The 23,662-nt window shown below is 41.8% G+C and carries 25 protein-coding genes and 1 tRNA gene; 23 read left to right on the top strand and 3 right to left on the bottom strand.

Annotated elements, in window-relative coordinates; genetic code table 11:
- Window positions 1-54: 54 nt before the first annotated feature.
- Window positions 55-399: a DUF3397 family protein gene (locus tag ADG03_RS07115; RefSeq protein WP_049472904.1), complete on the bottom strand. Its 345-nt coding sequence runs from the start codon at window positions 397-399 to the stop codon at window positions 55-57.
- Window positions 400-559: 160 nt separating this feature from the next.
- Between ADG03_RS07115 and rplK the strand changes: the two genes are divergently transcribed.
- From rplK to ADG03_RS07080, 7 genes are all read left to right on the top strand, one after another.
- Window positions 560-985: a 50S ribosomal protein L11 gene (gene rplK, locus ADG03_RS07110; RefSeq protein WP_003005369.1), complete on the top strand. Its 426-nt coding sequence runs from the start codon at window positions 560-562 to the stop codon at window positions 983-985.
- Between the two features lie 97 nt (window positions 986-1,082).
- Window positions 1,083-1,772, top strand: a complete 690-nt coding sequence (rplA, locus tag ADG03_RS07105) for a 50S ribosomal protein L1 (RefSeq protein WP_003005355.1) — start codon at window positions 1,083-1,085, stop codon at window positions 1,770-1,772.
- 164 nt (window positions 1,773-1,936) lie between these two features.
- Window positions 1,937-2,668 carry a UMP kinase gene (pyrH, locus tag ADG03_RS07100; RefSeq protein ID WP_003005706.1) on the top strand — a complete coding sequence of 244 codons (732 nt, stop codon included), beginning with the start codon at window positions 1,937-1,939 and terminating at the stop codon, window positions 2,666-2,668.
- A 19-nt stretch (window positions 2,669-2,687) separates the two neighbouring features.
- Complete coding sequence (gene frr, locus ADG03_RS07095) at window positions 2,688-3,245, top strand: ribosome recycling factor (protein ID WP_003005165.1); 558 nt, start codon at window positions 2,688-2,690, stop codon at window positions 3,243-3,245.
- Between the two features lie 99 nt (window positions 3,246-3,344).
- The gene (cvfB, locus tag ADG03_RS07090) at window positions 3,345-4,199 is read left to right on the top strand and encodes an RNA-binding virulence regulatory protein CvfB (protein WP_049472906.1); all 855 of its coding nucleotides are present in this window, start codon (window positions 3,345-3,347) and stop codon (window positions 4,197-4,199) included.
- A gap of 10 nt (window positions 4,200-4,209) precedes the next feature.
- Window positions 4,210-4,425, top strand: coding sequence for a YozE family protein (locus ADG03_RS07085; protein ID WP_049472907.1), 216 nt, complete (start codon window positions 4,210-4,212; stop codon window positions 4,423-4,425).
- Window positions 4,426-4,504: 79 nt separating this feature from the next.
- Window positions 4,505-5,497 carry a PhoH family protein gene (locus ADG03_RS07080; RefSeq protein ID WP_049472909.1) on the top strand — a complete coding sequence of 331 codons (993 nt, stop codon included), beginning with the start codon at window positions 4,505-4,507 and terminating at the stop codon, window positions 5,495-5,497.
- A gap of 332 nt (window positions 5,498-5,829) precedes the next feature.
- Here the strand turns inward: ADG03_RS07080 and ald are convergent, their stop codons facing one another.
- The gene (gene ald, locus ADG03_RS07075) at window positions 5,830-6,942 is read right to left on the bottom strand and encodes an alanine dehydrogenase (protein WP_049472910.1); all 1,113 of its coding nucleotides are present in this window, start codon (window positions 6,940-6,942) and stop codon (window positions 5,830-5,832) included.
- 200 nt (window positions 6,943-7,142) lie between these two features.
- Between ald and ADG03_RS07070 the strand changes: the two genes are divergently transcribed.
- Window positions 7,143-7,712 (top strand): GNAT family N-acetyltransferase, encoded by a 570-nt coding sequence (locus tag ADG03_RS07070; protein WP_049472911.1) that lies wholly within the window; start codon window positions 7,143-7,145, stop codon window positions 7,710-7,712.
- 50 nt (window positions 7,713-7,762) lie between these two features.
- Window positions 7,763-7,835 (top strand) — tRNA-Thr (locus ADG03_RS07065).
- A gap of 645 nt (window positions 7,836-8,480) precedes the next feature.
- Here ADG03_RS07065 and ADG03_RS07060 read toward each other — a convergent pair.
- Window positions 8,481-9,326: a helix-turn-helix domain-containing protein gene (locus ADG03_RS07060; protein WP_049472913.1), complete on the bottom strand. Its 846-nt coding sequence runs from the start codon at window positions 9,324-9,326 to the stop codon at window positions 8,481-8,483.
- Window positions 9,327-9,458: 132 nt separating this feature from the next.
- On the opposite strand from ADG03_RS07060, the gene ADG03_RS07055 reads away from it, so the two are divergent.
- The 14 genes from ADG03_RS07055 (at window position 9,459) to tehB (ending at window position 23,583) form a co-directional block, all read left to right on the top strand.
- Window positions 9,459-10,673, top strand: coding sequence for an MFS transporter (locus ADG03_RS07055; RefSeq protein ID WP_049472915.1), 1,215 nt, complete (start codon window positions 9,459-9,461; stop codon window positions 10,671-10,673).
- Window positions 10,674-11,219: 546 nt separating this feature from the next.
- Window positions 11,220-12,944: a tetracycline efflux ABC transporter Tet(46) subunit A gene (gene tetA(46) / locus ADG03_RS07050; protein WP_049472917.1), complete on the top strand. Its 1,725-nt coding sequence runs from the start codon at window positions 11,220-11,222 to the stop codon at window positions 12,942-12,944.
- Window position 12,945: 1 nt separating this feature from the next.
- The gene (gene tetB(46), locus ADG03_RS07045) at window positions 12,946-14,682 is read left to right on the top strand and encodes a tetracycline efflux ABC transporter Tet(46) subunit B (RefSeq protein ID WP_049472919.1); all 1,737 of its coding nucleotides are present in this window, start codon (window positions 12,946-12,948) and stop codon (window positions 14,680-14,682) included.
- Between the two features lie 96 nt (window positions 14,683-14,778).
- The gene (gene ybeY / locus ADG03_RS07040; protein ID WP_003005431.1) at window positions 14,779-15,276 is read left to right on the top strand and encodes an rRNA maturation RNase YbeY; all 498 of its coding nucleotides are present in this window, start codon (window positions 14,779-14,781) and stop codon (window positions 15,274-15,276) included.
- Window positions 15,257-15,655 carry a diacylglycerol kinase family protein gene (locus ADG03_RS07035; RefSeq protein WP_003008202.1) on the top strand — a complete coding sequence of 133 codons (399 nt, stop codon included), beginning with the start codon at window positions 15,257-15,259 and terminating at the stop codon, window positions 15,653-15,655. Before ybeY ends, ADG03_RS07035 begins: the two co-directional genes overlap by 20 nt.
- Window positions 15,656-15,684: 29 nt before the next feature.
- Window positions 15,685-16,584 carry a GTPase Era gene (gene era, locus ADG03_RS07030; protein WP_003004993.1) on the top strand — a complete coding sequence of 300 codons (900 nt, stop codon included), beginning with the start codon at window positions 15,685-15,687 and terminating at the stop codon, window positions 16,582-16,584.
- Window positions 16,585-16,629: 45 nt separating this feature from the next.
- A complete protein-coding gene (gene mutM / locus ADG03_RS07025) occupies window positions 16,630-17,454 on the top strand; it encodes a DNA-formamidopyrimidine glycosylase (RefSeq protein ID WP_049472920.1) in 825 nt (274 codons plus the stop codon).
- A complete protein-coding gene (coaE, locus tag ADG03_RS07020; protein WP_049472922.1) occupies window positions 17,455-18,051 on the top strand; it encodes a dephospho-CoA kinase in 597 nt (198 codons plus the stop codon).
- A 16-nt stretch (window positions 18,052-18,067) separates the two neighbouring features.
- Window positions 18,068-19,267 (top strand): multidrug efflux MFS transporter, encoded by a 1,200-nt coding sequence (locus tag ADG03_RS07015; RefSeq protein ID WP_338151653.1) that lies wholly within the window; start codon window positions 18,068-18,070, stop codon window positions 19,265-19,267.
- Window positions 19,257-19,406 carry a 50S ribosomal protein L33 gene (gene rpmG / locus ADG03_RS11215; protein WP_003005699.1) on the top strand — a complete coding sequence of 50 codons (150 nt, stop codon included), beginning with the start codon at window positions 19,257-19,259 and terminating at the stop codon, window positions 19,404-19,406. The genes ADG03_RS07015 and rpmG overlap by 11 nt, the downstream gene beginning before the upstream one ends.
- 41 nt (window positions 19,407-19,447) lie before the next feature.
- Window positions 19,448-19,681 (top strand): preprotein translocase subunit SecG, encoded by a 234-nt coding sequence (secG, locus tag ADG03_RS07010; RefSeq protein WP_003008189.1) that lies wholly within the window; start codon window positions 19,448-19,450, stop codon window positions 19,679-19,681.
- A gap of 96 nt (window positions 19,682-19,777) precedes the next feature.
- Entirely contained in the window at window positions 19,778-22,138 is a 2,361-nt protein-coding gene (gene rnr, locus ADG03_RS07005) for a ribonuclease R (protein ID WP_049472924.1), read from the top strand.
- Window positions 22,101-22,568, top strand: coding sequence for an SsrA-binding protein SmpB (gene smpB, locus ADG03_RS07000; protein WP_009731435.1), 468 nt, complete (start codon window positions 22,101-22,103; stop codon window positions 22,566-22,568). Before rnr ends, smpB begins: the two co-directional genes overlap by 38 nt.
- A gap of 127 nt (window positions 22,569-22,695) precedes the next feature.
- Complete coding sequence (gene tehB, locus ADG03_RS06995) at window positions 22,696-23,583, top strand: SAM-dependent methyltransferase TehB (RefSeq protein WP_049472926.1); 888 nt, start codon at window positions 22,696-22,698, stop codon at window positions 23,581-23,583.
- Window positions 23,584-23,662: the final 79 nt, after the last annotated feature.

Raw genomic sequence — 23,662 nt, 5'->3', positions numbered from 1 at the left:
CGACAATCCAAAAATAATTGAGAGGCTAGGACTTTTGTCCCAGCCTCTTTGCCATTAGATAAACAAACTAGCGGTTAAGATAAGATAGAGCAAGAAGGTAACCAGAAATCCAGCGCGCCAGAAGTATTTGATAAATTTTGGATAATAAAAACTCTTTTTCTTTTTTAAGAAATAAACCGTTAGTCCCAAGGCCAAAAGCGAAAGACTTAAGGCTAGCAGTGGTAAGAGGCTGTGGTAAAAAGCGCTGTCTGAGATCAGGTAGTACTCCAAAGCAAATAAAGGAAAGGCAATATCGGTAGATCGCCATCCTCTTTTTTGGAGTTTAAAGAGGTGAACAATGATGCCGCTCAGAATCAGCGTTAAAAAAATAAATAATACAGAAGCAACTTTGATTAACATAGCTTCATTCTATCATAAAACGAAAAAAAAGTTTACTATATTTTAATTTTTTCTTGCAAAAAAAGAGAAATCGTGTATAATAGAAAGGTATGCACAAAGCATACTTGTGGGAGGTAAAAATCTGTAATTACCGCCAAAACCACAAAGGAGGATTTAAGAAATGGCTAAAAAAGTCGAAAAACTTGTAAAATTGCAAATCCCTGCTGGTAAAGCTACTCCAGCTCCACCGGTTGGTCCAGCGCTTGGTCAAGCAGGTATCAACATCATGGGATTCACTAAAGAGTTTAACGCTCGTACAGCTGATCAAGCTGGTATGATCATCCCAGTTGTTATCACTGTTTATGAAGACAAATCATTCGATTTCGTTACAAAAACACCACCAGCTGCTGTTCTTTTGAAAAAAGCTGCAGGTGTTGAAAAAGGTTCAGGTACACCGAACAAAACGAAAGTTGCAACTGTAACTCGTGCACAAGTACAACAAATCGCTGAAACTAAGATGCCAGATTTGAACGCTGCAAACATTGAGTCTGCAATGCGTATGATCGAAGGTACTGCTCGTTCTATGGGATTCACTGTTACTGACTAATTGTAACAATCCTATTTGCCCGCAATACACTTGATCAAATGACGAGTGACGTGGGAGATGAAAATCGATATGACCACATTACAAGGAGAAAGATAAAATGGCTAAAAAAAGCAAACAACTTCGTGCTGCTCTTGAAAAAATCGACAGCACAAAAGTCTACAGCGTAGAAGAAGCTGTAGCTCTTGCAAAAGAAACTAACTTTGCAAAATTTGACGCAACTGTAGAAGTTGCTTACAACTTGAACATCGACGTGAAAAAAGCTGACCAACAAATCCGTGGTGCAATGGTATTGCCAAACGGAACTGGTAAAACAGCTCGCGTACTTGTATTTGCACGTGGTGCAAAAGCTGAAGAAGCAAAAGCTGCTGGTGCAGACTTCGTAGGTGAAGATGACCTTGTTGCGAAAATCAACGATGGTTGGTTGGACTTCGACGTTGTTATCGCTACACCTGACATGATGGCTCTTGTTGGACGTCTTGGACGTGTCCTTGGACCACGTAACTTGATGCCAAACCCTAAAACTGGTACAGTAACAATGGATGTTGCGAAAGCAGTTGAAGAGTCTAAAGGTGGTAAAATCACTTACCGTGCTGATAAAGCAGGTATCGTTCAAGCGATCATCGGTAAAGTTTCATTCGATGATACTAAATTGGTTGAAAACTTTAAAGCTTTCAACGACACAATCCAAAAAGCAAAACCAGCTACAGCTAAAGGTACTTACGTAACTAGCTTGACTTTGACTACAACTCAAGGTCCTGGTATCAAAGTGGATGTTAACTCACTTTAATTGAAATGAAAAGCTGCCTTCGGGTAGCTTTTTTATGTACTCCATTTTTATTTGCTACAGTTGGTAAAACTAATCGGATGGAAAAAAGAAAATTTTGATGGATATGACTATATAAAAAACGTAATTTATGGTAAAATAATACAGATCAAAAAAGGAGAGAGAAAATGGTAGAACCTAAGTATAAACGTATCTTAATCAAGCTATCTGGTGAAGCCCTTGCTGGCGAACGTGGTGTCGGAATCGATATCAAAACTGTCCAAAATATGGCTCAAGAAATCAAGGAAGTTCACGAACTTGGAATTGAAATTGCCTTGGTGATTGGAGGGGGAAACCTTTGGCGTGGAGAACCTGCTGCAGAAGCAGGGATGGATCGTGTCCAAGCAGACTACACAGGGATGCTTGGGACTGTCATGAACGCCCTTGTGATGGCTGATTCGCTTCAACAAGTTGGCGTGGATACCCGTGTTCAAACAGCGATTGCCATGCAACAAGTTGCAGAACCATATATCCGTGGTCGTGCCCTTCGTCACCTTGAAAAAGATCGGATCGTGATCTTTGGTGCAGGGATCGGTTCTCCTTACTTCTCGACAGATACGACCGCAGCCCTTCGTGCAGCTGAGATTGAAGCAGATGCCATTCTCATGGCTAAAAATGGGGTCGATGGTGTTTACAATGCCGATCCGAAAAAAGATGCTTCAGCTGTGAAATTTGAGGAATTGACTCACCGCGATGTGATCAATAAAGGTCTTCGCATCATGGACTCAACAGCCTCTACTCTCTCCATGGACAACGACATTGACTTGGTTGTCTTTAACATGAATGAACCAGGCAATATCAAACGCGTTGTCTTTGGTGAAAATATCGGTACAACCGTATCAAATAACGTAGAAAAATAATAGAAAATAGAGGAAGATTATGGCAAACCCAATCGTAGAAAAAGCAAAAGAAAGAATGACCCAGTCTCACCAAAGTTTGGGACGTGAATTTGGTAGCATCCGTGCTGGACGTGCAAATGCAAGTCTTTTGGATCGTATTTTCGTAGAATACTACGGAGTAGAAACGCCATTGAACCAATTGGCATCTATCACTATTCCAGAAGCGCGTGTCTTGTTGATCACACCATTTGATAAATCATCTTTGAAAGACATCGAGCACAGCATTAATGCTTCTGACCTTGGTATCACTCCAGCCAACGATGGATCTGTTATCCGCTTGGTTATCCCAGCTTTGACAGAAGAAACTCGTCGTGACTTGGCAAAAGAAGTGAAAAAAGTGGGTGAAAATGCTAAAGTAGCGATCCGTAACATCCGTCGTGATGCTATGGATGAAGCGAAGAAACAAGAAAAAGCAAAAGAAATCACAGAAGATGAATTGAAAGGTCTTGAAAAAGAGATCCAAAAAGTTACGGATGATGCTGTTAAGCATGTAGATGAAATGACAGCTCACAAAGAAAAAGAATTGATGGAAGTTTAATCTATCTCAACCACTACAGGAAAGAAAGACTCAGTTGGCACTGCTGGCTGGGTTTTATTTCCATTATTCTTGTGAAGAAGCAAGAGGAAAGAAGGAAACATGAATACGAATCTAGCAAGCTACATCATGGGAATGGTCATTGATGAAAATGATCACTTCTATTTTGTTCAAAAAGATGGCCAGACCTACGCGCTTGATAAAGCAGAAGGCCCACATCAAGTCGGAGAAAGTGTCAAGGGCTTTGCCTATACAGATATGAAGCAAAAGCTCCGACTCACCACACTTGAAGTCACTGCAACTCAAGAAAGCTTTGGCTGGGGAACGGTCACGGAAGTGCGCAAGGATTTGGGAGTCTTCGTGGATACAGGGCTTCCAGATAAGCAGATTGTTGTCTCACTAGATATCCTACCGGAGATCAAAGATCTATGGCCTAAAAAGGGCGATCGTCTCTATATTCGCTTAGAAGTCGATAAGAAAGATCGGATTTGGGGGATCTTAGCCTACCAGGAAGATTTCCAGCGTTTGGCTCGTCCAGCCTATAACAATATGCAAAACCAAAACTGGCCAGCCATTGTCTACCGCTTGAAATTGTCTGGAACCTTTGTTTACCTTCCAGAGAACAATATGCTAGGCTTTATCCACCCAAGTGAGCGCTATGCAGAACCTCGTTTGGGAGAGGTCGTAAATGCTCGCGTCATCGGTTTTCGTGAGGTAGACCGGACCTTGAATCTATCTTTGAAGCCACGCTCGTTTGAAATGTTGGAAAACGATGCCCAAATGATTTTGACCTATTTGGAAGCCAATGGTGGCTTTATGACCTTGAATGATAAGTCCTCTCCAGAAGAAATCAAAGCAACTTTTGGGATTTCAAAAGGCCAGTTCAAAAAAGCTTTGGGTGGTTTGATGAAGGCGAAGAAAATCAAGCAAGACCAGTTTGGAACAGAGTTGATCTAAGAGGAGGCTTATGCGAAAATCATTTTATACTTGGTTGATGACGGAGCGCAATCCTAAAAGCAATGCTCCTAAGGCCATTCTAGCAGATCTTGCATTTCACGAGTCTGCTTTTCCCAAGCATACAGATGACTTCGATGTGGTCAGTCGCTATCTAGAAGAGCATGCCAGCTTTTCCTTTAATCTTGGCGATTTTGATGCGATTTGGGAAGAATACCAAGCCCACTAGAAAAGGACAGGTCGAGGATGGTTTTTTCTCGGCCTCTTTGTTATAATAATAGAAAAACACAGGTAGAGAGGTTCTTTATTTGCAAGAACATTCAGTTGAAATTACATTAACGCATCCAGACGATCTCTTTCATTTGTTTGGATCTAACGAACGCCATCTTCGTTTGATGGAGCAAGAATTTGGGGTGACTATTCATGCCCGGACAGAAATCGTCCAAATCATTGGGGAAGAAGAAACCTGCGAGCAGGTTCGTCAAGTCATCCAGGCTCTTTTGGTCCTCGTTAACCGTGGCATGACCATTGGTACGCCGGATGTGGTGACTGCCATTACCATGGTGAGAAATGGGGAATTGGATAAGTTCATCGCTCTCTATGAAGAAGAGATTATCAAGGATAGTTACGGCAAGCCCATTCGAGTTAAAACGCTTGGTCAAAAGATCTATGTGGATAGTGTCAAGAACCATGATGTCACTTTTGGGATTGGACCAGCTGGGACTGGGAAAACCTTCCTAGCAGTGACCTTGGCCGTGACTGCCCTCAAGCGTGGTCAGGTCAAGCGGATCATTTTGACGCGTCCTGCTGTAGAAGCTGGAGAGAGCCTTGGTTTCCTACCAGGGGATCTCAAAGAAAAAGTAGACCCTTATCTACGTCCGGTCTATGATGCTCTTTACCAGATTTTAGGGAAAGACCAAACAACTCGGATGATGGAGCGGGAGATTATCGAGATTGCGCCTTTGGCTTATATGCGGGGGCGGACCTTGGACGATGCCTTTGTCATCCTCGATGAAGCGCAAAATACCACCATCATGCAGATGAAGATGTTTTTGACCCGTCTTGGTTTTAACTCTAAGATGATTGTCAATGGGGATACTAGCCAGATTGACCTTCCTCGAAATGTTAAATCCGGCTTGATTGATGCTCAGGAGAAATTGAAGAACATTTCTCAAATTGACTTTGTGCATTTCTCTGCCAAGGATGTCGTTCGTCATCCAGTAGTAGCAGAGATTATCCGGGCCTACGAACCCATTCCGAATCCAGTTGTCAAAGAAAAACTGGATGTGGAAGAAGAATAAAAGAAAAGGCAAAGATCATCAGATCTTTGCCTTAAATTGACGATAAAATCATCTCCTAGCCTTTCCTTAGGTGAGAACGGAGGTTAGGTGAAATTATCCAGTGGATGATTTCAGCAATCCAGGAAGTTCCATGACTAATAATTGAGCCTAAGGTCTCAATTATTCCGAGTGCTTGAAACTAAATTGTTTCAAGCAATTTTCTCACGGCGGAAAGTCTCTGAAAATGATTTAAAAAATTCAAAACAACTTGTTTTTTCCAAAACATTTTTAATTAGTTCATATGAAAAAAATAAGTTGTTTGTTTTTTTCGATGGTGATTTTTTTATGATAGTTTAAACCAATTCATCAATTGGTGTGAAGTCGCTCTCTAAACCGGTAGCAACGGGTTGGCTTGTGATGTGACCTTGGTAAGTGGTGACCCCTTGGCGCAGGCCTTCGTCGAGGGCAATTGCCTTGTGAAAACCATTGTTAGCTAGGGATTCAACATAAGGAAGGGTCACATTGGTAAGGGCGATAGTAGAGGTACGAGCGACAGCCCCTGGGATATTGGCAACGGCATAGTGGAGCACGCCATGTTTTTCGTAAACTGGCTCCGTATGCGTTGTGACACGGTCTGCTGTTTCAATAACCCCACCTTGGTCCACAGCTACGTCCACGATGACTGAACCGGGACGCATTTGTTTAACCATATCGTCTGTCACTAATTTAGGAGCTTTAGCACCAGGAATCAAGACAGCTCCGATGACAACATCGGCATCACGGACGCTGGCTTCAATGTTAAATGGATTGGACATAAGGGTTTGGATTTGGTGACCAAAGACATCTTCCAGAACAGCCAAACGTTTAGCACTGATATCTAAGATGGTCACTTGGGCACCTAGTCCAAGGGCAATACGAGCCGCGTGGGTTCCAACGACCCCGCCTCCGATGATGGTAACTTTTCCTTTGGGAACACCTGGCACCCCACCTAGGAGGACTCCTGATCCACCTTCTTGTTTGGTCAGGAAGTGAGCACCGATTTGCACGGCCATCCGTCCAGCAACCTCACTCATTGGTACCAAGAGTGGCAACTGTCCATCTAAATCTCGAACGGTTTCGTAGGCCACTCCAGTTGTCTTGGCTGCGACCATAGCATCTGCTAATTCAGGTGCGGCAGCCATATGCAAGTAGGTGAAGAGCAAGAGGTCTTCACGAAGGAAGCCATATTCTTCAGCAAGAGGTTCTTTGACTTTGACCACCATCTCAGCGGCCCAAGCTTCTGTAGCAGTCGCAACGATAGTTGCCCCTTGCTTAGTATAATCTTCATCCGCAAAGCCAGAACCAAGTCCAGCATTTGTTTCCACCAAAACTTGATGTCCTTTCTTCACCAAGCTTTGTACGCCTGCAGGTGTCAGACCGACCCGATTTTCGTTGTTTTTAATTTCTTTTGGAATTCCAATGAGCATTCTTGCCTCCTTGCTCAGATTTAGGTGTAAAAAGGCCATTAGTGTGAGATTGCTCTCTTGACTCAATGACCTTTTTACTCCTTATCCGATTGTTTTGATTGATTTTATTGTATAGAAAAGTGGGTTAAAAAGCAAGAAAAAATTGAGCTTGCCTTCCTTTAGGTTATTTGCTAAACTAATCCCTAAAGAAGGAGAGTCAAATGGAAAATTTATATGTGAAGTTAGCGGCTTATCGAGAAATAGAGACTGAGCGCTTGCACTTGCGTCCGGTCACTCTTGAAGATGCACCGGCTATGTTTGAGTACGCTTCTGATGAAACAGTTACGCGCTACACTTTTCCAACTAATCAAAGTCTAGAAGAGACGCGTAATAATATTGCCCTCTTTTACCTAGCGAGCCCACTTGGAAGATGGGGGATCGAGCTCAAAGAGAATGGCAAATTTATCGGGACGATTGATTTACTGGATTTGGATCTTTCTCTGAAGAAGGGGAGTATCGGCTATGTTCTGAATAAAGACTATTGGAACCAGGGTCTTGCGACAGAGGCTACCAAGGCAGTCATTGCCTTGGCTTTTGAACAGTTAGGGATGAACAAGCTCATTGCTGTTCATGATCAGGACAACCCAGCTTCTGGACGGGTGATGGCCAAATCAGGTATGAAATATTCTCACGAGGAGCCCTACGCGATGCTAGACTTGCATGAAGAAGGGAGAATGGTGACGAGAGTTCATTATGTCCTCACGAAGGAAGAATATTTGGCAGAAAAATGAGTCAGGATATTGACAAAAGTCCTATCTCCATGATATAGTAGATAGGTACTGCTGGTTTAGCTCAGTCGGTAGAGCGCATCCATGGTAAGGATGAGGTCGCCGGTTCAATCCCGGCAACTAGCATAGCAGAAGAGAGAAGCTTAGAGAGGATCTAGGCTTCTTTTTTGTGTCTTAAAAGGTTCGAAAAAACTTAATGGCTACTTTAACTGTCATAATAGCTATTGAATTAAAGTTTAACTAACAAGATTTAAGTTTTTTCTATCCGAGACAACACACAGACCGTATTTGTCAAATTTTTTGGATACAGTACAATAATCCAATTCACAATTTAATTTACCCGAAGTGAGTCTTGAAAATATTATGACTTATATTTTAAGTAATGAAAGTCATATGGATGTTAATCTTATTAAGATTAGTTGTTTATTGGACAAAGTAATTTATATTATCAGATTGAGGAAAAGGTCTTCTTAAAAACTTTCCTTAGGTGAGTACGGACGTCAGCGAACTTTTATGAAGTTCCATGACTAATTATTGAACCTAAAGTCTCAATAATTCCGAGTGCCTGAAACATAATAGTTTCAGGCACTTTTCTCACGGCGGAAAGTTTTTGTAGATGGTTGAATAATTCTAACAAATAAATTCTTTTATTTTGATAGAATTTATTGGATTTGTAAAAAAAGAACAGTTTTTCTACACCCTATATTATACATCCTGTTTTAAGACATGGGTACAGAATTTCTGTGCGAACTATTTAATAAATAAAAGATATTATTCCACATGCTCATTGTAATGTTGCTGATACTGTGACTTGATACTATTTTCTCCTAAAATTTCAAACACTTTTAGAGCTTGTTGCATTTTTTCTAGACCACTTCTATTATTTATTTTAAATTCATAGTAGCCTGTAGCATATAGAAATACAGTTTGTTCATAGTAGTTGAACTCATTATTTAATAATTTTTTGATCTCGTAAATTAGATAAGAACAATTTTGAAATTTTCTTTTGTCAATGCTTACAATTAAGCAGTTAATTGCCAGCTGAGTAACGAGTTTTTTATTAGTCTTATTCAATGTTGAGTAAATAAAATTTTTTATCATTTCCTTTGTTAATAAAAAAGCAGAATTATATTGAATGGTTCGGATACAATTTGCTAATAATATAATTTCATAGTATCCCCAAGTTTCAACTTTGAACAAATAATCAGTCAAAGATTCTAATTCTGCCTCGGATGGTGAAATCTTATTATCCAATGTATAGATTATTGATTTTACCATAGTTCGTTCCAATGAATTGAGTTGATAAATTGTAGAATTAGTGAGTAAGGATTTAATGTTATCAACATTTTGTAGGGAATACTCTTTACGGATATATTGCATTAAGTTGCCAAATGATATCGTTTGGGTATATTCAGTATCATGAAGAATAAGAAATTCATCCAATGAGATGTGTAATTTATCTAAAATGTTGATAAGTCTAATACAAGATATCTCAGATTCTCCACGTTCGAATCTGGAAATCTGTGATTTTGATAGATGTTTGTCTGCGATAGCACAGATACTTACTTGTTTACTCTTGCGTATTTTTCTAAGTGTTTGACCAAGTTTAGATTTCATTTTTCCCACTTTCACAACAAAAGTTTAAATAGTTTTTATTTATTATACAATACTTAAAAAAGAAAAGGAAAATTGATATGAAAATTTGTTTAAATTTTTATTAATCAATTTTTGAAGGGAGATTGTAGAGATATGAGTAAAAAAAATATAATATTACTTATTTCTAGGGGACAAACTAATAATTTTGGAAATAGGGTATATGACTACGCAAATAAAATATTCATTTCTACATTACCAAAATCGTCAGTATTTTTTATGTCAGTTTATCAATCAACAGAGGTAATAGCACAAATATTTTTTAACTTAATAGGAGGTTTTGTTGCAGATTTTGGAAATAGGAAAAAAATACTTATTTTAACGGATATCGTTGCTGCTATTTCAACATTTGTTGCTTTTTTATTTCTAGATATGCCTAATAGTGCAATAGTGTTAATAATTGTTAATATCATACTAGCTATTCTAAATTCTTTTAACAATCCTGCTTACAAAGCAATAGTTAGAGACCTATTGGATAAAAACTCCATATACATATATAATTCATACAGTAGAAGTTTAGCAGAGATTTTTAATATATTAGTTCCCTTTTTTGGAATTTGGATTATTTCTCTATTTGGTTTCAAAGTTTCAATGTTACTAAATTCATTAAGTTTTGCCATCTCTGCGATTATAGAATCAAAATTTGTTATTAAAAGTCAAGGTTTTAAAAATCAAAAAACTGCTAAAAAATTAGATATAATGAAAAGTATCATTGAGGGATTTTGTTATATCCTTCAAAGAAAAGAGTTCTTCATTATTTTGATATTAGTATCCGTACTTAATTTTTTCGTCGCGGGTATAGAACTTTACTTGCCATTTATAAATAAATTTTTTAATGTTTCCTATATGTATGGATATATATTAGCAGTTCAAACTATTGGGAAAATACTTGGAGCGTACATCAATAAGTTTTTTAAGAATGATTTCACTATGTCTGAATGTTGTAACTTTTTGCTTATGTCTTCAATTGCATTGGTTCCAATTGTTTTTATTGATAATATTTATTTAATAATATTGCTTTTTGGAATAAGCTCTTTATTCATTATGATATTCGATGTTCAAATATTTTCAAAAATTCAATCAGAGATCTCAGAAGAATTTTTAGGTAGAGTTTTTAGTACTGTTTCATTACTATCTTTGGTCTTATCTCCAGTTGGAACTTTTGTTTTTTCTATTTTGAAAATTCATTCTGCAGTGATTTTCTCTATTATTGCATTATTCCAAGTTTTATTCTGTCTTTTTATAAAGATATTGCTTTCTTTTGTTAATTCTAAACAGTCATCAGAAAATGAACCTAATGGTTTGGAATGAAAATTGAGTATAGTCTCACAAATAGATCAGATCTATTTAATTTATAAATAATAATCACGATAGAGGAAATTATGCCATATAAATATATTTGTCATATGGTATTTTGATTGCTTTATAAACACCTGTTATCTATAGTTACCGTTAATAAACTTGGTAGCTAACTAAGAATTATTTATAGTCGAAATAGGAAGAACCCATTATGATTTGAGGTAATAGTCCGGCTTTTTTCAACAATTTTCAAAAAAACGTTGCAAGCAAGGAAATCCGTGGTAAAGTTAGAACAACAAAGAGAAAGGAGAAAACCATCATGAACAAAGTAGATGTTTTGATGACACAATTGAATACACAGCTTCTCCAATCTCAGTTGAGTTCGATGTAAACTATAAATGGAACCCAAGATGGAGGAGTTTGTCTTGGGTTTTTTGTATGCATTTTTACCTGCCTTAACTGAATTGGTGATAGGCATCAGAAGGCCCAAGTGTGGACTGAGCACGTACTCAGCTCCTTGCTTGGGTTTTTTCTGTGCCATTTTGAAAAGGAGAATATATGATCAGAGCTATTTGGGAGTATATCAGGGAGCGCAAGTGGCGATATGTGAAGATCGCTATGGTCCTGATTCTTTATGATTACACCTTATTGATCCCGACGCAAGTTATCCAGCGTTTAGTGGATCATTTGAGTCAGCAGACGCTGACGCAATCGAACTTTGTATGGGATATGGTCCTCTTGGTAGGGTCAGCCATCCTCAATTATTTGACGGCTTTTTATTGGCAGTTGCGACTCTTTCAGTCGTCAGTCCATTTCAAGGCGACCCTTCAGGGACAAGCTTTTCGTAAGCTAGTAGCCATGCGGCGTCCCTTTTTTGAGAAATTCCGTTCAGGAGATCTCTTGACGCGCTTTACGACAGATGTCGATGGCATGGCCGACATGGCGGGTTATGGGATGATGGTGCTCCTGTTTGGCGGTGGCTTGTTTGCCTTTATTATTCCGACCATGTTTTTCATTTCTTGGCAATTAACCTTGATTTCCTTTATTCCCATGATCTTCCTCGTCGTCTCTACCTATTTTTTGAGTAGAAAGCAGGAGGAGTATGTTGAGCAAAACCGGGAAGCAGTCGCTCAGTTGAACGATGAGGTCTTGGAGTCGATCGAAGGGATCCGGGTCATGCGGGCCTATAGTAGACGGGACCAGCAGGTCAAACAGTTTCAGAAAAAAACAGCCAGTCTATCCAAAACAGGGGACAAAATTGCCTCTATCCAGTATTCTTTTGGACCTTTAGCCCTTTTGTTTATTGGATTCTCGACAGTCTTGCTCCTGCAATTTGGAGGCCAGTCCCTGGCAAGCGGGCAGTTGAGCCTTGGTAAGTTATTGGCTTTACAGCTGTATTTGGTCTTTTTAATTGAGCCTATGTGGATGATGGCGGACCTGATCTTGGTCTACCAGACAGGTCAAATGTCCTATAAAAAATTAAAAGAAGTGATTGATGAGACAGATGATCTGGAACCAGATGGTCCTCACTACTTAGAGCAGATTGATTTGGTGCAGTTTAAGGACTATTCTTTCAGCTATCCTGGTGCTGAGCGAAAGAGCCTGTCAGGCATTGATTGGACCATCCAGAAAGGACAGACGGTTGGAATTGTTGGTCGTACAGGAGCAGGAAAGACTACCCTTGTTCGACAATTCTTGCGGCAGTACCCAGTTGGTGAGGGAGAATTCTTGGTCAACCAGCAACCGATCGTGGACTACAACCGACACTCCATCGAAGAAAAAATTGGCTATGTTTCCCAAGAACATATTTTATTTTCTAAGTCTATCCGTGAGAATATAGCGCTGGGTAAAAAAGGAGCCAGCCAAGAGGACTTGATGGAAGCAGTAGGCCAAGCTGCTTTTGCGGATGATCTTGAGCGGATGTCTCAGGGAATGGACACCCTGATCGGTGAGAAAGGGGTCTCTGTGTCAGGAGGTCAAAAACAACGGATCTCTCTGGCGCGTGCATTCTTAAGAGATGCTGAGCTCTTGCTGTTAGATGATTCTCTTTCGGCGGTGGATGCGAAGACTGAACAGGCCATTATTGACACGATTCAAAAGGAACGAAAAGACAAGACAACCATCATTGTTTCCCATCGCTTGTCGGCTGTTCATCAGGCGGATTGGATCATCGTCTTGGATCAAGGGCAGATTGTAGAAGAAGGTAGGGCTAGTGATTTATTGGCTCAAGAGGGCTGGTATTATGAACAATACCAACGGCAACAAAAACAGGAAGGAGAATAAGATGAAAGTTTTGAAACGATTATTATCTAGGATCACGCTTTATCCAACTGTCTTTCTTGCTGGCTTTATTTGCCTCTTACTAGCCACCATTTTTTCTGAATTGTCTCCCTTTCTTCTCCAAAAGATGATCGATGGGCCTTTGACCGCACTGACCCACGGTGGCGGGCAAGGGGACTTGCTTCAGATGGGAGGATTCTATCTCTTGGTATTGAGCCTGGGGCAGCTGATTAGCTACATGGGAAATCGGATCTTGCTACATGGAAGTAATCAAGTAACTGCTAGTCTGAGAGACCAAGCTTTTCAAGTCATGCAAGGGCTGCCTATTTCTTATTTTGATGATAAGCCGGCTGGGAAGATCGCGACAAGAATTGTCAATGATACGGAGACCTTGCGGACCCAGTTTTATAACTCTTGTATGATTTTAGTCATCTACTTGGTGCGTTTCCTCTTTATTCTAGGGATTCTCTTTTACCTGAGTCCTATGATGGGTCTTCTCTTGTGTTTGGTCTTTCCAATTTTCTATGGGATCCAGTATCTCTACAAGGTCATGACGGATCAGCCTATGAAGGATTTCTTTGATGCGCGAAGCGAGGTCAATACCCAGGTCAATGAACTCTTGCATGGTGCCAGTATGATTCAACTCTATCATCAAGAGCCTGGTGTGGTGGATGAGTTTGAAGTCACTACTCAGAAGATGTTAGGAGCCAATGATCGAATTCTCCTGGCCGATTCCATTGCTTCTTGGACCTTAACGGAATTGCTCAAGTTTTTAGTGATTGCGGGCATTTTGACCATCGCTGGGATTTCTTTCCTACAGGGCAATATCGGTGTGACGGCTGGTTTCTTATTTATCAATATTAACTATGTCATTAATCTATTTGATCTCATGGCCAATCTTAGTCGTCAATTCCCAAATATTCGGCGAGCCTTAGAAACGGGGAGCCGCGTCCTTGCTTTCTTAGACCAACCCTTAGAGGACGATGGTGCATTGGAACTGAAAATAGAAAAAGCTCAAGTCGTGTTTGACGACGTTCAATTTGCCTATGAAGAAGGCAAGCCAGTTCTGAGAGATATTGCCTTTCAGGCAAGTCCTGGGCAAACCATTGCTCTTGTGGGTCATACTGGATCGGGTAAGTCTTCGATTATGAACCTACTCTATCGTTTTTATGATCCTCAAGAAGGAGCGATTTTGATCGATGGTCAAGATATTCGCCAAGTCTCTCGTGAGAGCCTACGCAGCCATATGGGGATTGTTCTGCAGGATCCTTATCTATTTACAGGAACCATTGCTAGTAATGTGGCCATGAATCAGGATCACATTGATCGGGATGCAGTCCAAGATGCCTTGAAAAAAGTCGGGGCTTGGCCCTTTGTAGAGCGCCTTGAAAAGGGGATCGACCATCCAGTTGTAGAAAAAGGATCCGCCTTTTCAAGTGGTGAGCGCCAATTGATTTCCTTTGCGCGGACGCTCTATATGAATCCGCAAGTTCTGATTTTGGATGAGGCAACCTCTCACATCGATACGGAAACAGAAGAAATCATCCAGAAGGCCATGGCAGTCCTGCAAAAGGGCCGGACCACCTTTATCATTGCCCATCGCTTGTCCACTATCCAAGATGCGGATCAGATCTTAGTCTTATCCGAAGGACGCATTGTGGAGCGTGGTAGACACGAGGGACTGGTTGCACAAGGAGGAATCTATGCCCAGATGAATGCCATCCAGCAAACAGTAGTGTAAGATTGTCCTGCAAAGAAAAAGATTGAAAACCAGCCTGTATCTAGTATATAGGCTGGTTTTATGCTATAATGAAGTGATAATAGTGAGGTGATCCAGATGTATATTGAAATGGTAGATGAGACTGGTCAAGTCTCTGACGAAATCTTAAAACAAACGCAAGAAATTTTAGAATTTGCTGCTCAAAAAATTGGGAAAGAAGACAAGGAAATGGCTGTGACTTTTGTAACCAATGAACGCAGTCATGAACTAAATCTTGAATACCGTGATACGGATCGTCCGACGGATGTCATCAGTTTAGAATACAAGCCAGAGATGGAGATTTCTTTTGACGAGGAAGACCTTGCAGAAAATCCTGAATTGGCAGAGATGATGGCAGAATTCGATACCTATATTGGGGAGCTCTTTATTTCAATTGATAAGGCGCGTGAGCAAGCCGAAGAATATGGCCACAGCTTTGAGCGCGAAATGGGATTTTTAGCAGTGCATGGTTTTCTTCACATCAATGGCTATGATCACTATACGCCGGAAGAAGAAAAGGAAATGTTTGGCTTACAGGAAGAGATTTTGACAGCCTATGGACTCACAAGACAATAAGCGAAAATGGAAAAATCGGGACTTCACTTCAAGCCTGGAGTTTGCGATAACAGGAATTTTCACTGCGATCAAGGAAGAGCGCAATATGCGCAAGCATGCCTTATCAGCCCTTGTAGCAATTCTTGCTGGTTTGGTATTTAGGATTTCTGCGACAGAATGGCTCTTTTTATTGCTCAGCATCACCTTGGTGATTGCTTTTGAAATTATGAATTCAGCCATTGAAAATGTGGTGGATTTGGCTAGTAACTACCATTTCTCCATGTTGGCAAAGAATGCCAAAGACATGGCGGCTGGAGCAGTCCTCGTCGTATCAGGCTTTGCCCTACTAACAGGACTGGTGATTTTTGTGCCCAAATTCTGGGCCTTGGTATTTGGATAAGAGGGAGTATGCCCTCGTGAAAGGATAATATGACATTTAAATCAGGCTTTGTAGCCATTTTAGGACGTCCCAATGTTGGGAAGTCAACGTTTTTGAACCACGTCATGGGGCAAAAGATTGCCATCATGAGTGACAAGGCGCAGACAACGCGCAATAAGATTATGGGGATTTATACGACGGATAAGGAACAGATCGTCTTTATCGATACCCCAGGGATTCACAAACCCAAGACAGCGCTTGGAGACTTCATGGTGGAGTCGGCCTATAGCACCCTTCGAGAAGTGGATACCGTTCTCTTTATGGTGCCAGCAGATGAGCCACGTGGGAAGGGCGATGACATGATCATCGAGCGTCTCAAGGCTGCTAAGGTGCCGGTTATTCTGGTGGTCAACAAGATCGACAAGGTGCACCCTGACCAACTCTTGGCGCAAATCGATGACTTCCGTAGTCAGATGGATTTCAAGGAAATCGTGCCGATTTCAGCCCTTCAAGGAAACAATGTTTCGCGTTTGATTGATATTTTAAGTGAAAACTTAGAAGAAGGTTTTCAATATTTCCCTGCTGACCAAATCACTGACCACCCAGAGCGCTTCTTGGTCTCTGAAATGATCCGTGAAAAGGTCTTGCACTTGACGCGGGAAGAAATTCCCCACTCTGTGGCAGTAGTAGTGGATTCTATGAAGCGGGATGAAGAGACAGATAAGGTCCATATCCGTGCAACCATCATGGTCGAGCGCGATAGCCAAAAAGGTATTGTCATCGGAAAAGGTGGCGCCATGCTCAAGAAGATCGGAACCCTTGCGCGTAAGGATATTGAGCTCATGCTAGGGGACAAGGTCTTCCTAGAAACATGGGTCAAGGTCAAGAAAAATTGGCGGGATAAGAAATTGGATCTTGCCGATTTCGGATACAACGAAAAAGAATATTAAGAAGAGGTGGGCAGAAGCCTGCTTCTTGTTTTTGAAAGGAGTTCTATGCCTGAATTACCAGAAGTAGAGACGGTTCGACGCGGTCTTGAGAAATTAATTCTTGGAAAAACCATTCAGTCAGTGGAAGTAAAGTATCCTAAGATGATTCATACGGATCTAGATGCTTTTTGTCAAGATCTTCCAGGTCAAGAAATTCGAGCCATGGGGCGCCGCGGGAAATACCTTTTGTTTTATCTGACGGATCTGGTCCTCATCTCGCATTTGCGGATGGAAGGCAAGTATTTCTTTTATCCAGACGAAGTCCCTCTTCGCAAGCACGCCCATGTCTTATTTCATTTTACAGATGGCAGCACTCTGGTTTATGAAGATGTCCGCAAGTTTGGGACCATGGAAGTCCTAGTACCTGAGCTTGTCGACAGCTATTTTTTGACGAAAAAAATTGGTCCAGAGCCGACGGAAGCGGATCTTAAAGAGCCTGCCTTCCAAGCAGCTCTTAAAAAATCAAAGAAACCCATTAAATCAGCTCTTTTGGACCAAAAATTAGTGGCTGGTCTGGGCAATATCTATGTAGATGAGGTCCTTTATCGAGCCAAGGTTCATCCAGCCCGTTTGGGTCAAAGCTTGACTGCTAGAGAAGCCAAAGCAATCCGCAAAGAAACGATTGCTGTGCTTGCTCAAGCTGTTGAAAAGGGTGGCTCCACCATTCGCTCCTACAGCAATGCTTTTGGAGAAGACGGCACCATGCAGGAAGAACACCAGGTCTATGGGAAAACAGGCCAGCCTTGTTTGCGCTGCGGGACGCCGATTGAGAAAATCCAGCTGGGGGGACGTGGAACCCATTTTTGTCCTCACTGTCAAAAGGAGAACTAGATGGCAAGAATCATTGGATTAACAGGAGGAATTGCTTCAGGAAAGTCCACTGTCACCTCCTATTTGAGAGAAAAAGGCTATCCTGTCATTGATGCGGATCGAGTAGTCCATGACTTGCAAGTTCCAGGAGGGGCCCTCTACCGTGTCTTAGTGGATCATTTTGGTAAAGAGATCCTTACCAAAGAAGGTGAGCTGGATCGCGTCGCTTTAGGTCAACGGATTTTTTCAAGTCCTAGTGAACGAGACTGGTCCAATCGCGTCCAAGGCCAGCTCATTCGTGAGGCTTTGGCAGATGCAAGAGACAGGCAAGCTGCTCAATCCGGTCTCTTTTTTATGGATATTCCCCTCTTGATCGAGCAGCACTATGAAGAGTGGTTTGAGGCTGTATGGTTGGTAGCTGTCTCAAAAGAAACCCAGTTCAAGCGCCTGATGAAACGCAACCACTTATCAGAACGGCAGGCTAAAGAACGCATCGCTGCTCAAATGCCGCTAGATGAAAAAAGAGCCCATGCAGATCTGCTCTTAGACAATAATGGTGATCTAACGGCCCTCTATGCCCAATTAGATGCAGCCCTAAAACAATTAGAAAGAAGATGATTTTATCACAAGAGAAATCAATTGGCGTAAAAATCTATATATTGCCTGGATCGGGTGCTTTTTCATCGGAGCTAGCCTTTCGTTAGTTGTGCCTTTTATGGCCCTATTTGTAGAAGAGTTGGGCGTTACGGGCAAGGCTGTTCCTTTTTATGCTGGGATTGCCGTCGCGAGTTCTTCTGTTACCTCTGCGATCATGTCTCCTATCTGGGGGAGCCTAGCCGACCGCTATGGTCGAAAACCCATGATGCTCAGGGCTTCTATTGCTATGACCCTAACCATGGGAGGGATCGCCTTTGTGCCATCCGTCTTTTGGCTCTTGGTTTTACGCTTTCTCAACGGTGTCTTTTCAGGTTTTGTCCCAAATAGTACAGCCTTGATTGCCAGTCAAGTATCAAAGGACCAATCAGGCTATGCCCTGGGGACTTTGTCGACCGGTGTCGTAGCTGGAACCTTGATGGGGCCTTTGATTGGGGGACTCATTGCTGAAAATCTGGGAATGCGCAATGTCTTTCTTTTGGTTGGTTTTTTCTTATTTCTAGTGTCCCTTTTAACCTTTTGGGGCATCGAGGAAGACTATGAGCCCATTCCAAAAGAAGAACAAAAATCCAGTTGGCAGTTGCTCATGTCCATTCAGCAAAAGGATATTCTCTTAGGCCTCTTTTTGACCAGTATGACCATTCAAATGATCGCCCAATCTATTTCTCCAATCCTGCCTCTTTATGTGCGAGCTTTAGGGCAAAGAGATAACTTGATTTTTGTATCGGGGATGATTGTTTCGGCTATGGGAGTCTCTAGTATGCTCTTTTCAGGTTGGATGGGAAAACTCGGAGACCGAATCGGGAATCACCGGCTTTTATTAATCGCCCTTCTCTATAGTGGTTGCCTTTATATTCTCTGTGCCCAAGCGCAAACGCCTCTGCAATTAGGAATCTTACGCTTCCTCTTTGGGATCGGGACAGGAGCCCTACTACCTGGAGTTTCTGCATTATTGAATCGATTAACCCCTCCTGAAGGGATCTCTCGGATCTTTAGCTACAACCAGCTCTTTTATTACTTAGGTGGCGTGTTAGGGCCAATGATGGGATCGAGTATTTTCATGCATTTTGGCTATCATTGGGTATTTTACGGTACAGCCCTTTTGGCCTTTACCGATTTGATGTTCCTCTTATTCTTATTTAGAAAGTATTTGAAAGTGAGAGACGTACGTGCGAATTAAAGTTCAATTGACCTGCACCAGCTGTGGGAGTCAGAATTATTTGACCAGTAAAAATACCAAAACCCATCCTGAAAAGATCGAGGTCTTGAAGTATTGTCCCAAGGAAAGAAAAGTAACCTTACATATTGAATCAAAATGATTTTCATGGTATAATAGTGAAGATTTTAAGGAGTTTTGAATATGAGCGGAGCATTAACAACTATTTTACTAGTATTATCAGTATTGATTATTATCGCAATTTTTATGCAACCAACAAAAAACCAATCGAGCAACGTCTTTGACGCAAGCTCAAATGACTTGTTTGAACGTTCAAAAGCGCGCGGGTTTGAAGCCGTGATGCAGCGTTTAACAGCTATTATGATCTTCTTTTGGTTATTGATCGCGATGATCTTAATGGTACTTTCTAGTAGATAAGATAGGCTCAGACAATGTCTTTGCCTATTTTTATTTTGTAAAACAAAGACACAAGTAGATAGAAAAAAGGAGGCTGGATAACCAGCAAATACATTCATGAAAACAAGTATTAAAGAATATTTACAAGAGCATGACAAAGCCCAGATCAATGATCTGGCAGCAGCTCTAGGAAAAGAAGGATCTAAGGATTTTCGTGACTTGGTCAAAACCATCTCTCTGATGGAACGCCGTCATGAGTTGAAATTCGAGGATGATGGCTCTCTTCGTTTGGCTCAAAAGAAGGCCCCAGCCATTACCCTCAAGGGGATCTTTCATGCCCATAAAAATGGCTTTGGCTTTGTCAGTTTAGAAGGCGAAGAAGAGGACCTCTTTGTTGGCCGAAATGATGTCAACCACGCCATCGATGGGGATACTGTTGAGATCGTCATTACCAAGGTAGCAGACCGAAACAAAGGAACGGCAGCAGAAGCGAAGATTATTGATGTCTTGGATCATAGCGTCAAAACGGTTGTTGGACAAATTGTTCTGGATGAGGAAAAGCCCAAATATGCCGGCTACATCCGTTCGAAAAATCAAAAAATCAGCCAGCTGATCTATGTGAAGAAGCCAGCCATCCAATTGGAAGGGACCGAAATCCTCAAGGTCGAAATTGATCAATACCCGAGCCGCAAGCACAATTATTTTGTGGCAACTGTGCGGGATGTGGTCGGTCATGTGACAGATCCTGGAATCGATGTCTTGGAAGTGCTAGAATCCATGGATATCGTCTCAGAATTTCCAGAAGAAGTGCTGAAAGAGGCTGAGCAGATTCCAGATGCACCGTCTGCAAAGGATTTAGAGGGACGCTTGGATCTGCGAGAGGAGATTACCTTTACCATCGATGGGGCAGATGCCAAAGACTTGGACGATGCGGTCCATATCAAGCCACTCAAGAACGGCAATTTTGAGCTGGGGGTTCACATCGCAGATGTCTCTTATTACGTTACAGAAGGCTCAGCACTTGATAAGGAAGCTCTAAATCGTGCAACTTCTGTCTATGTGACCGACCGAGTAGTACCCATGCTTCCAGAACGCTTGTCCAATGGGATCTGTTCTTTAAATCCGAATGTGGACCGCCTGACCCAGTCTGCCATCATGGAGATTGATCCCCATGGAAAGGTCGTCAAGCACACCATTACCCAAACTGTCATCAATACGACCTTCCGAATGACCTATAGTGACGTCAATGATATCTTAGCAGGTGACGAAGACAAGGCTCAAACCTTTAAGAAAATTGTCCCAAGTATTCATCAAATGGCCACCCTGCATGGTATTCTAGAAAGCATGCGGATTCGCCGAGGAGCCCTTAATTTTGATACCAATGAGGCTAAAATCCTAGTCAATAAAGAAGGAAAACCAGTTGATATCGTCCTCCGTCAAAGAGGAATTGCGGAGCGGATGATTGAGTCCTTTATGTTGATTGCCAATGAAACGGTGGCGGAGCACTTTACACGAATGAAACTGCCGTTCATCTACCGGATCCACGAAGATCCAAAGGCAGAAAAAGTACAGAAGTTTATCGATTATGCTTCTAGCTTTGGGATCCAAATCTACGGAACGGCTAGTGACATGAGCCAAGAAGCCCTGCAAGAAATTATGCGCAAGGTTGAAGGAGAACCTTATGCAGATGTCCTTTCGATGATGTTGTTGCGCTCGATGCAACAGGCCCGTTATTCGGAGCACAACCATGGCCACTATGGGCTTGCTGCGGAATATTATACCCACTTTACTAGTCCCATTCGCCGGTATCCGGACCTGATGGTTCATCGAATGGTGCGCGAATACGGTAAATCCCAAGAAGTGGCAGAACACTTTGAACAAGTCCTTCCAGACATTGCCAGCCAATCCTCTAGTCGAGAGCGCCGGGCTATTGACGCAGAGCGTGAAGTAGAAGCCATGAAAAAGGCCGAATACATGGAAGACTATGTTGGGGAAGAGTACGATGCTGTGGTTTCCAGTGTAGTGAAATTTGGCCTTTTTGTGGAGTTGCCAAATACAGTCGAAGGGTTGATCCATATTACCAATCTTCCTGAATTCTACCATTTTAATGAACGAGATCTAACCCTTCGCGGAGAAAAATCAGGAGTGACCTTCCGTGTTGGTCAGCAAATCCGGATCAAGGTAGAAAGAGCCGACAAGATGACAGGAGAGATTGATTTCTCTTATATTCCAAGTGAATGGGATGTCGTCGAAAAAGGTCTCAAGTCTAAAGGACGTGACCGAGATGGCAATCGTAGAGATCGCAGACGCAAGGACAAAAAAGTTTCTAAGGGATCAACCGCTAGAAAAGATGACAAGCGGAAAGATTCTTCCTCTAAATCCAAAAAGAAAAAAGGGAAGAAACCATTTTACAAGGAAGTAGCAAAGAAAGGAGCCAAACATGGCAAAGGGCGAAGGAAAGGTAGTCGCACAAAATAAAAAGGCGAGACATGACTACACCATCGTGGATACAATAGAAGCAGGGATGGTGCTGACAGGTACAGAGATCAAAAGTGTCCGTGCAGCACGCATTAACTTGAAAGATGGTTTTGCACAAGTTAAAAATGGAGAAGTTTGGCTCAGCAACGTCCATATTGCCCCTTATGAGGAAGGCAATATCTGGAACCAAGATCCAGATCGTCGCCGCAAGCTCCTGCTTCACAAAAAGCAAATCCAAAAGCTGGACCAAGAAACCAAAGGAACTGGGATGACCCTGGTGCCATTGAAAGTCTATCTTAAAGACGGTTATGCCAAATTGCTTTTGGGGCTTGCCAAAGGGAAACATGATTATGATAAGCGTGAATCCATCAAACGTCGGGAACAAAACCGGGATATCGCACGGGTCATGAAACAATATAATACACGTTAAACTAAAAAAGCAATTCTGAAACTTGTTTCAGAATTGCTTTTTACTCGGATAGGGGCCTTTTTTCTAACTTGTAAAAAGGGGCTTTTTCCTGTATGATAAGGGTACTGAAAGAATAAGGAGAAGGCACATGACACAAAAATTGATCGCTTACAAGCGCATGCCTATCTGGACTAAGGATACCATGCCAGAAGCTCTTCAAAGAAAGCACAATACCAAGGTAGGAACCTGGGGGAAGATTACGGTTCTAAAAGGTCAGTTAAGATTTATTGAATTGACAGCAGAGGGAGAAGAAATCGCGAGCCACCTTTTTGAAGCAGGAGCAGAGAACCCCATGGCCGAGCCCCAGGCCTGGCACCGTGTCGAAGCGGCGACTGATGATGTTGAGTGGTACTTGGAATTTTACTGTGAGCCAAAAGACTATTTTCCTAAAAAGTACAATACCAACCCTGTCCATTCAGAGGTGCTAGAAGCAGTGGGAATTGTCCCAGCTGGAAAGGCGCTGGATCTAGGATGTGGGCAAGGACGCAATGCTCTCTTTTTGGCCCAACATGGCTTTGATGTGACAGCAGTAGATCAAAATGAATTGGCTCTTGAGATCTTACAAAGTATTGTCGCTGAGGAAGATATGGACATGCCAGTAGGACTTTATGATATCAATGCTGCTGCACTCATCCAAAACTATGATTTCATCGTGTCAACTGTGGTCCTCATGTTTTTAGAGGCAGAGCGGATCCCAGCGATCATTCGCAATATGCAAGAGCATACCAACCCAGGTGGCTACAATCTCATTGTCTGTGCCATGGATACAGAAGATTATCCTTGTCAGATGCCCTTCTCGTTTACCTTTAAAGAAGGAGAATTGGCGGAGTATTACAAGGATTGGGAATTGGTCAAATACAATGAAAATCCTGGCCACCTCCATCGTCGAGATGAGAATGGAAATCGAATTCAACTTCGATTTGCAACCATGTTGGCAAAGAAAAAGCAGGATGTTAAGATCCTGCTTTCAGATTGAAGAGAAAGTCATATAAAAAACTTTCCTTAGGTGAGTACGGACGTTAGGTGAAATTATCCAGTGGATGATTTCAGCAATC

Source organism: Streptococcus parasanguinis (assembly GCF_001069785.1).
In the GTDB taxonomy this organism is placed as follows: Bacteria; Bacillota; Bacilli; order Lactobacillales; family Streptococcaceae; genus Streptococcus; species Streptococcus parasanguinis_T.
The sequence above is the reverse complement of the archived record's forward strand: the minus strand, read 5'-3'. Positions and strand labels throughout refer to the sequence as shown.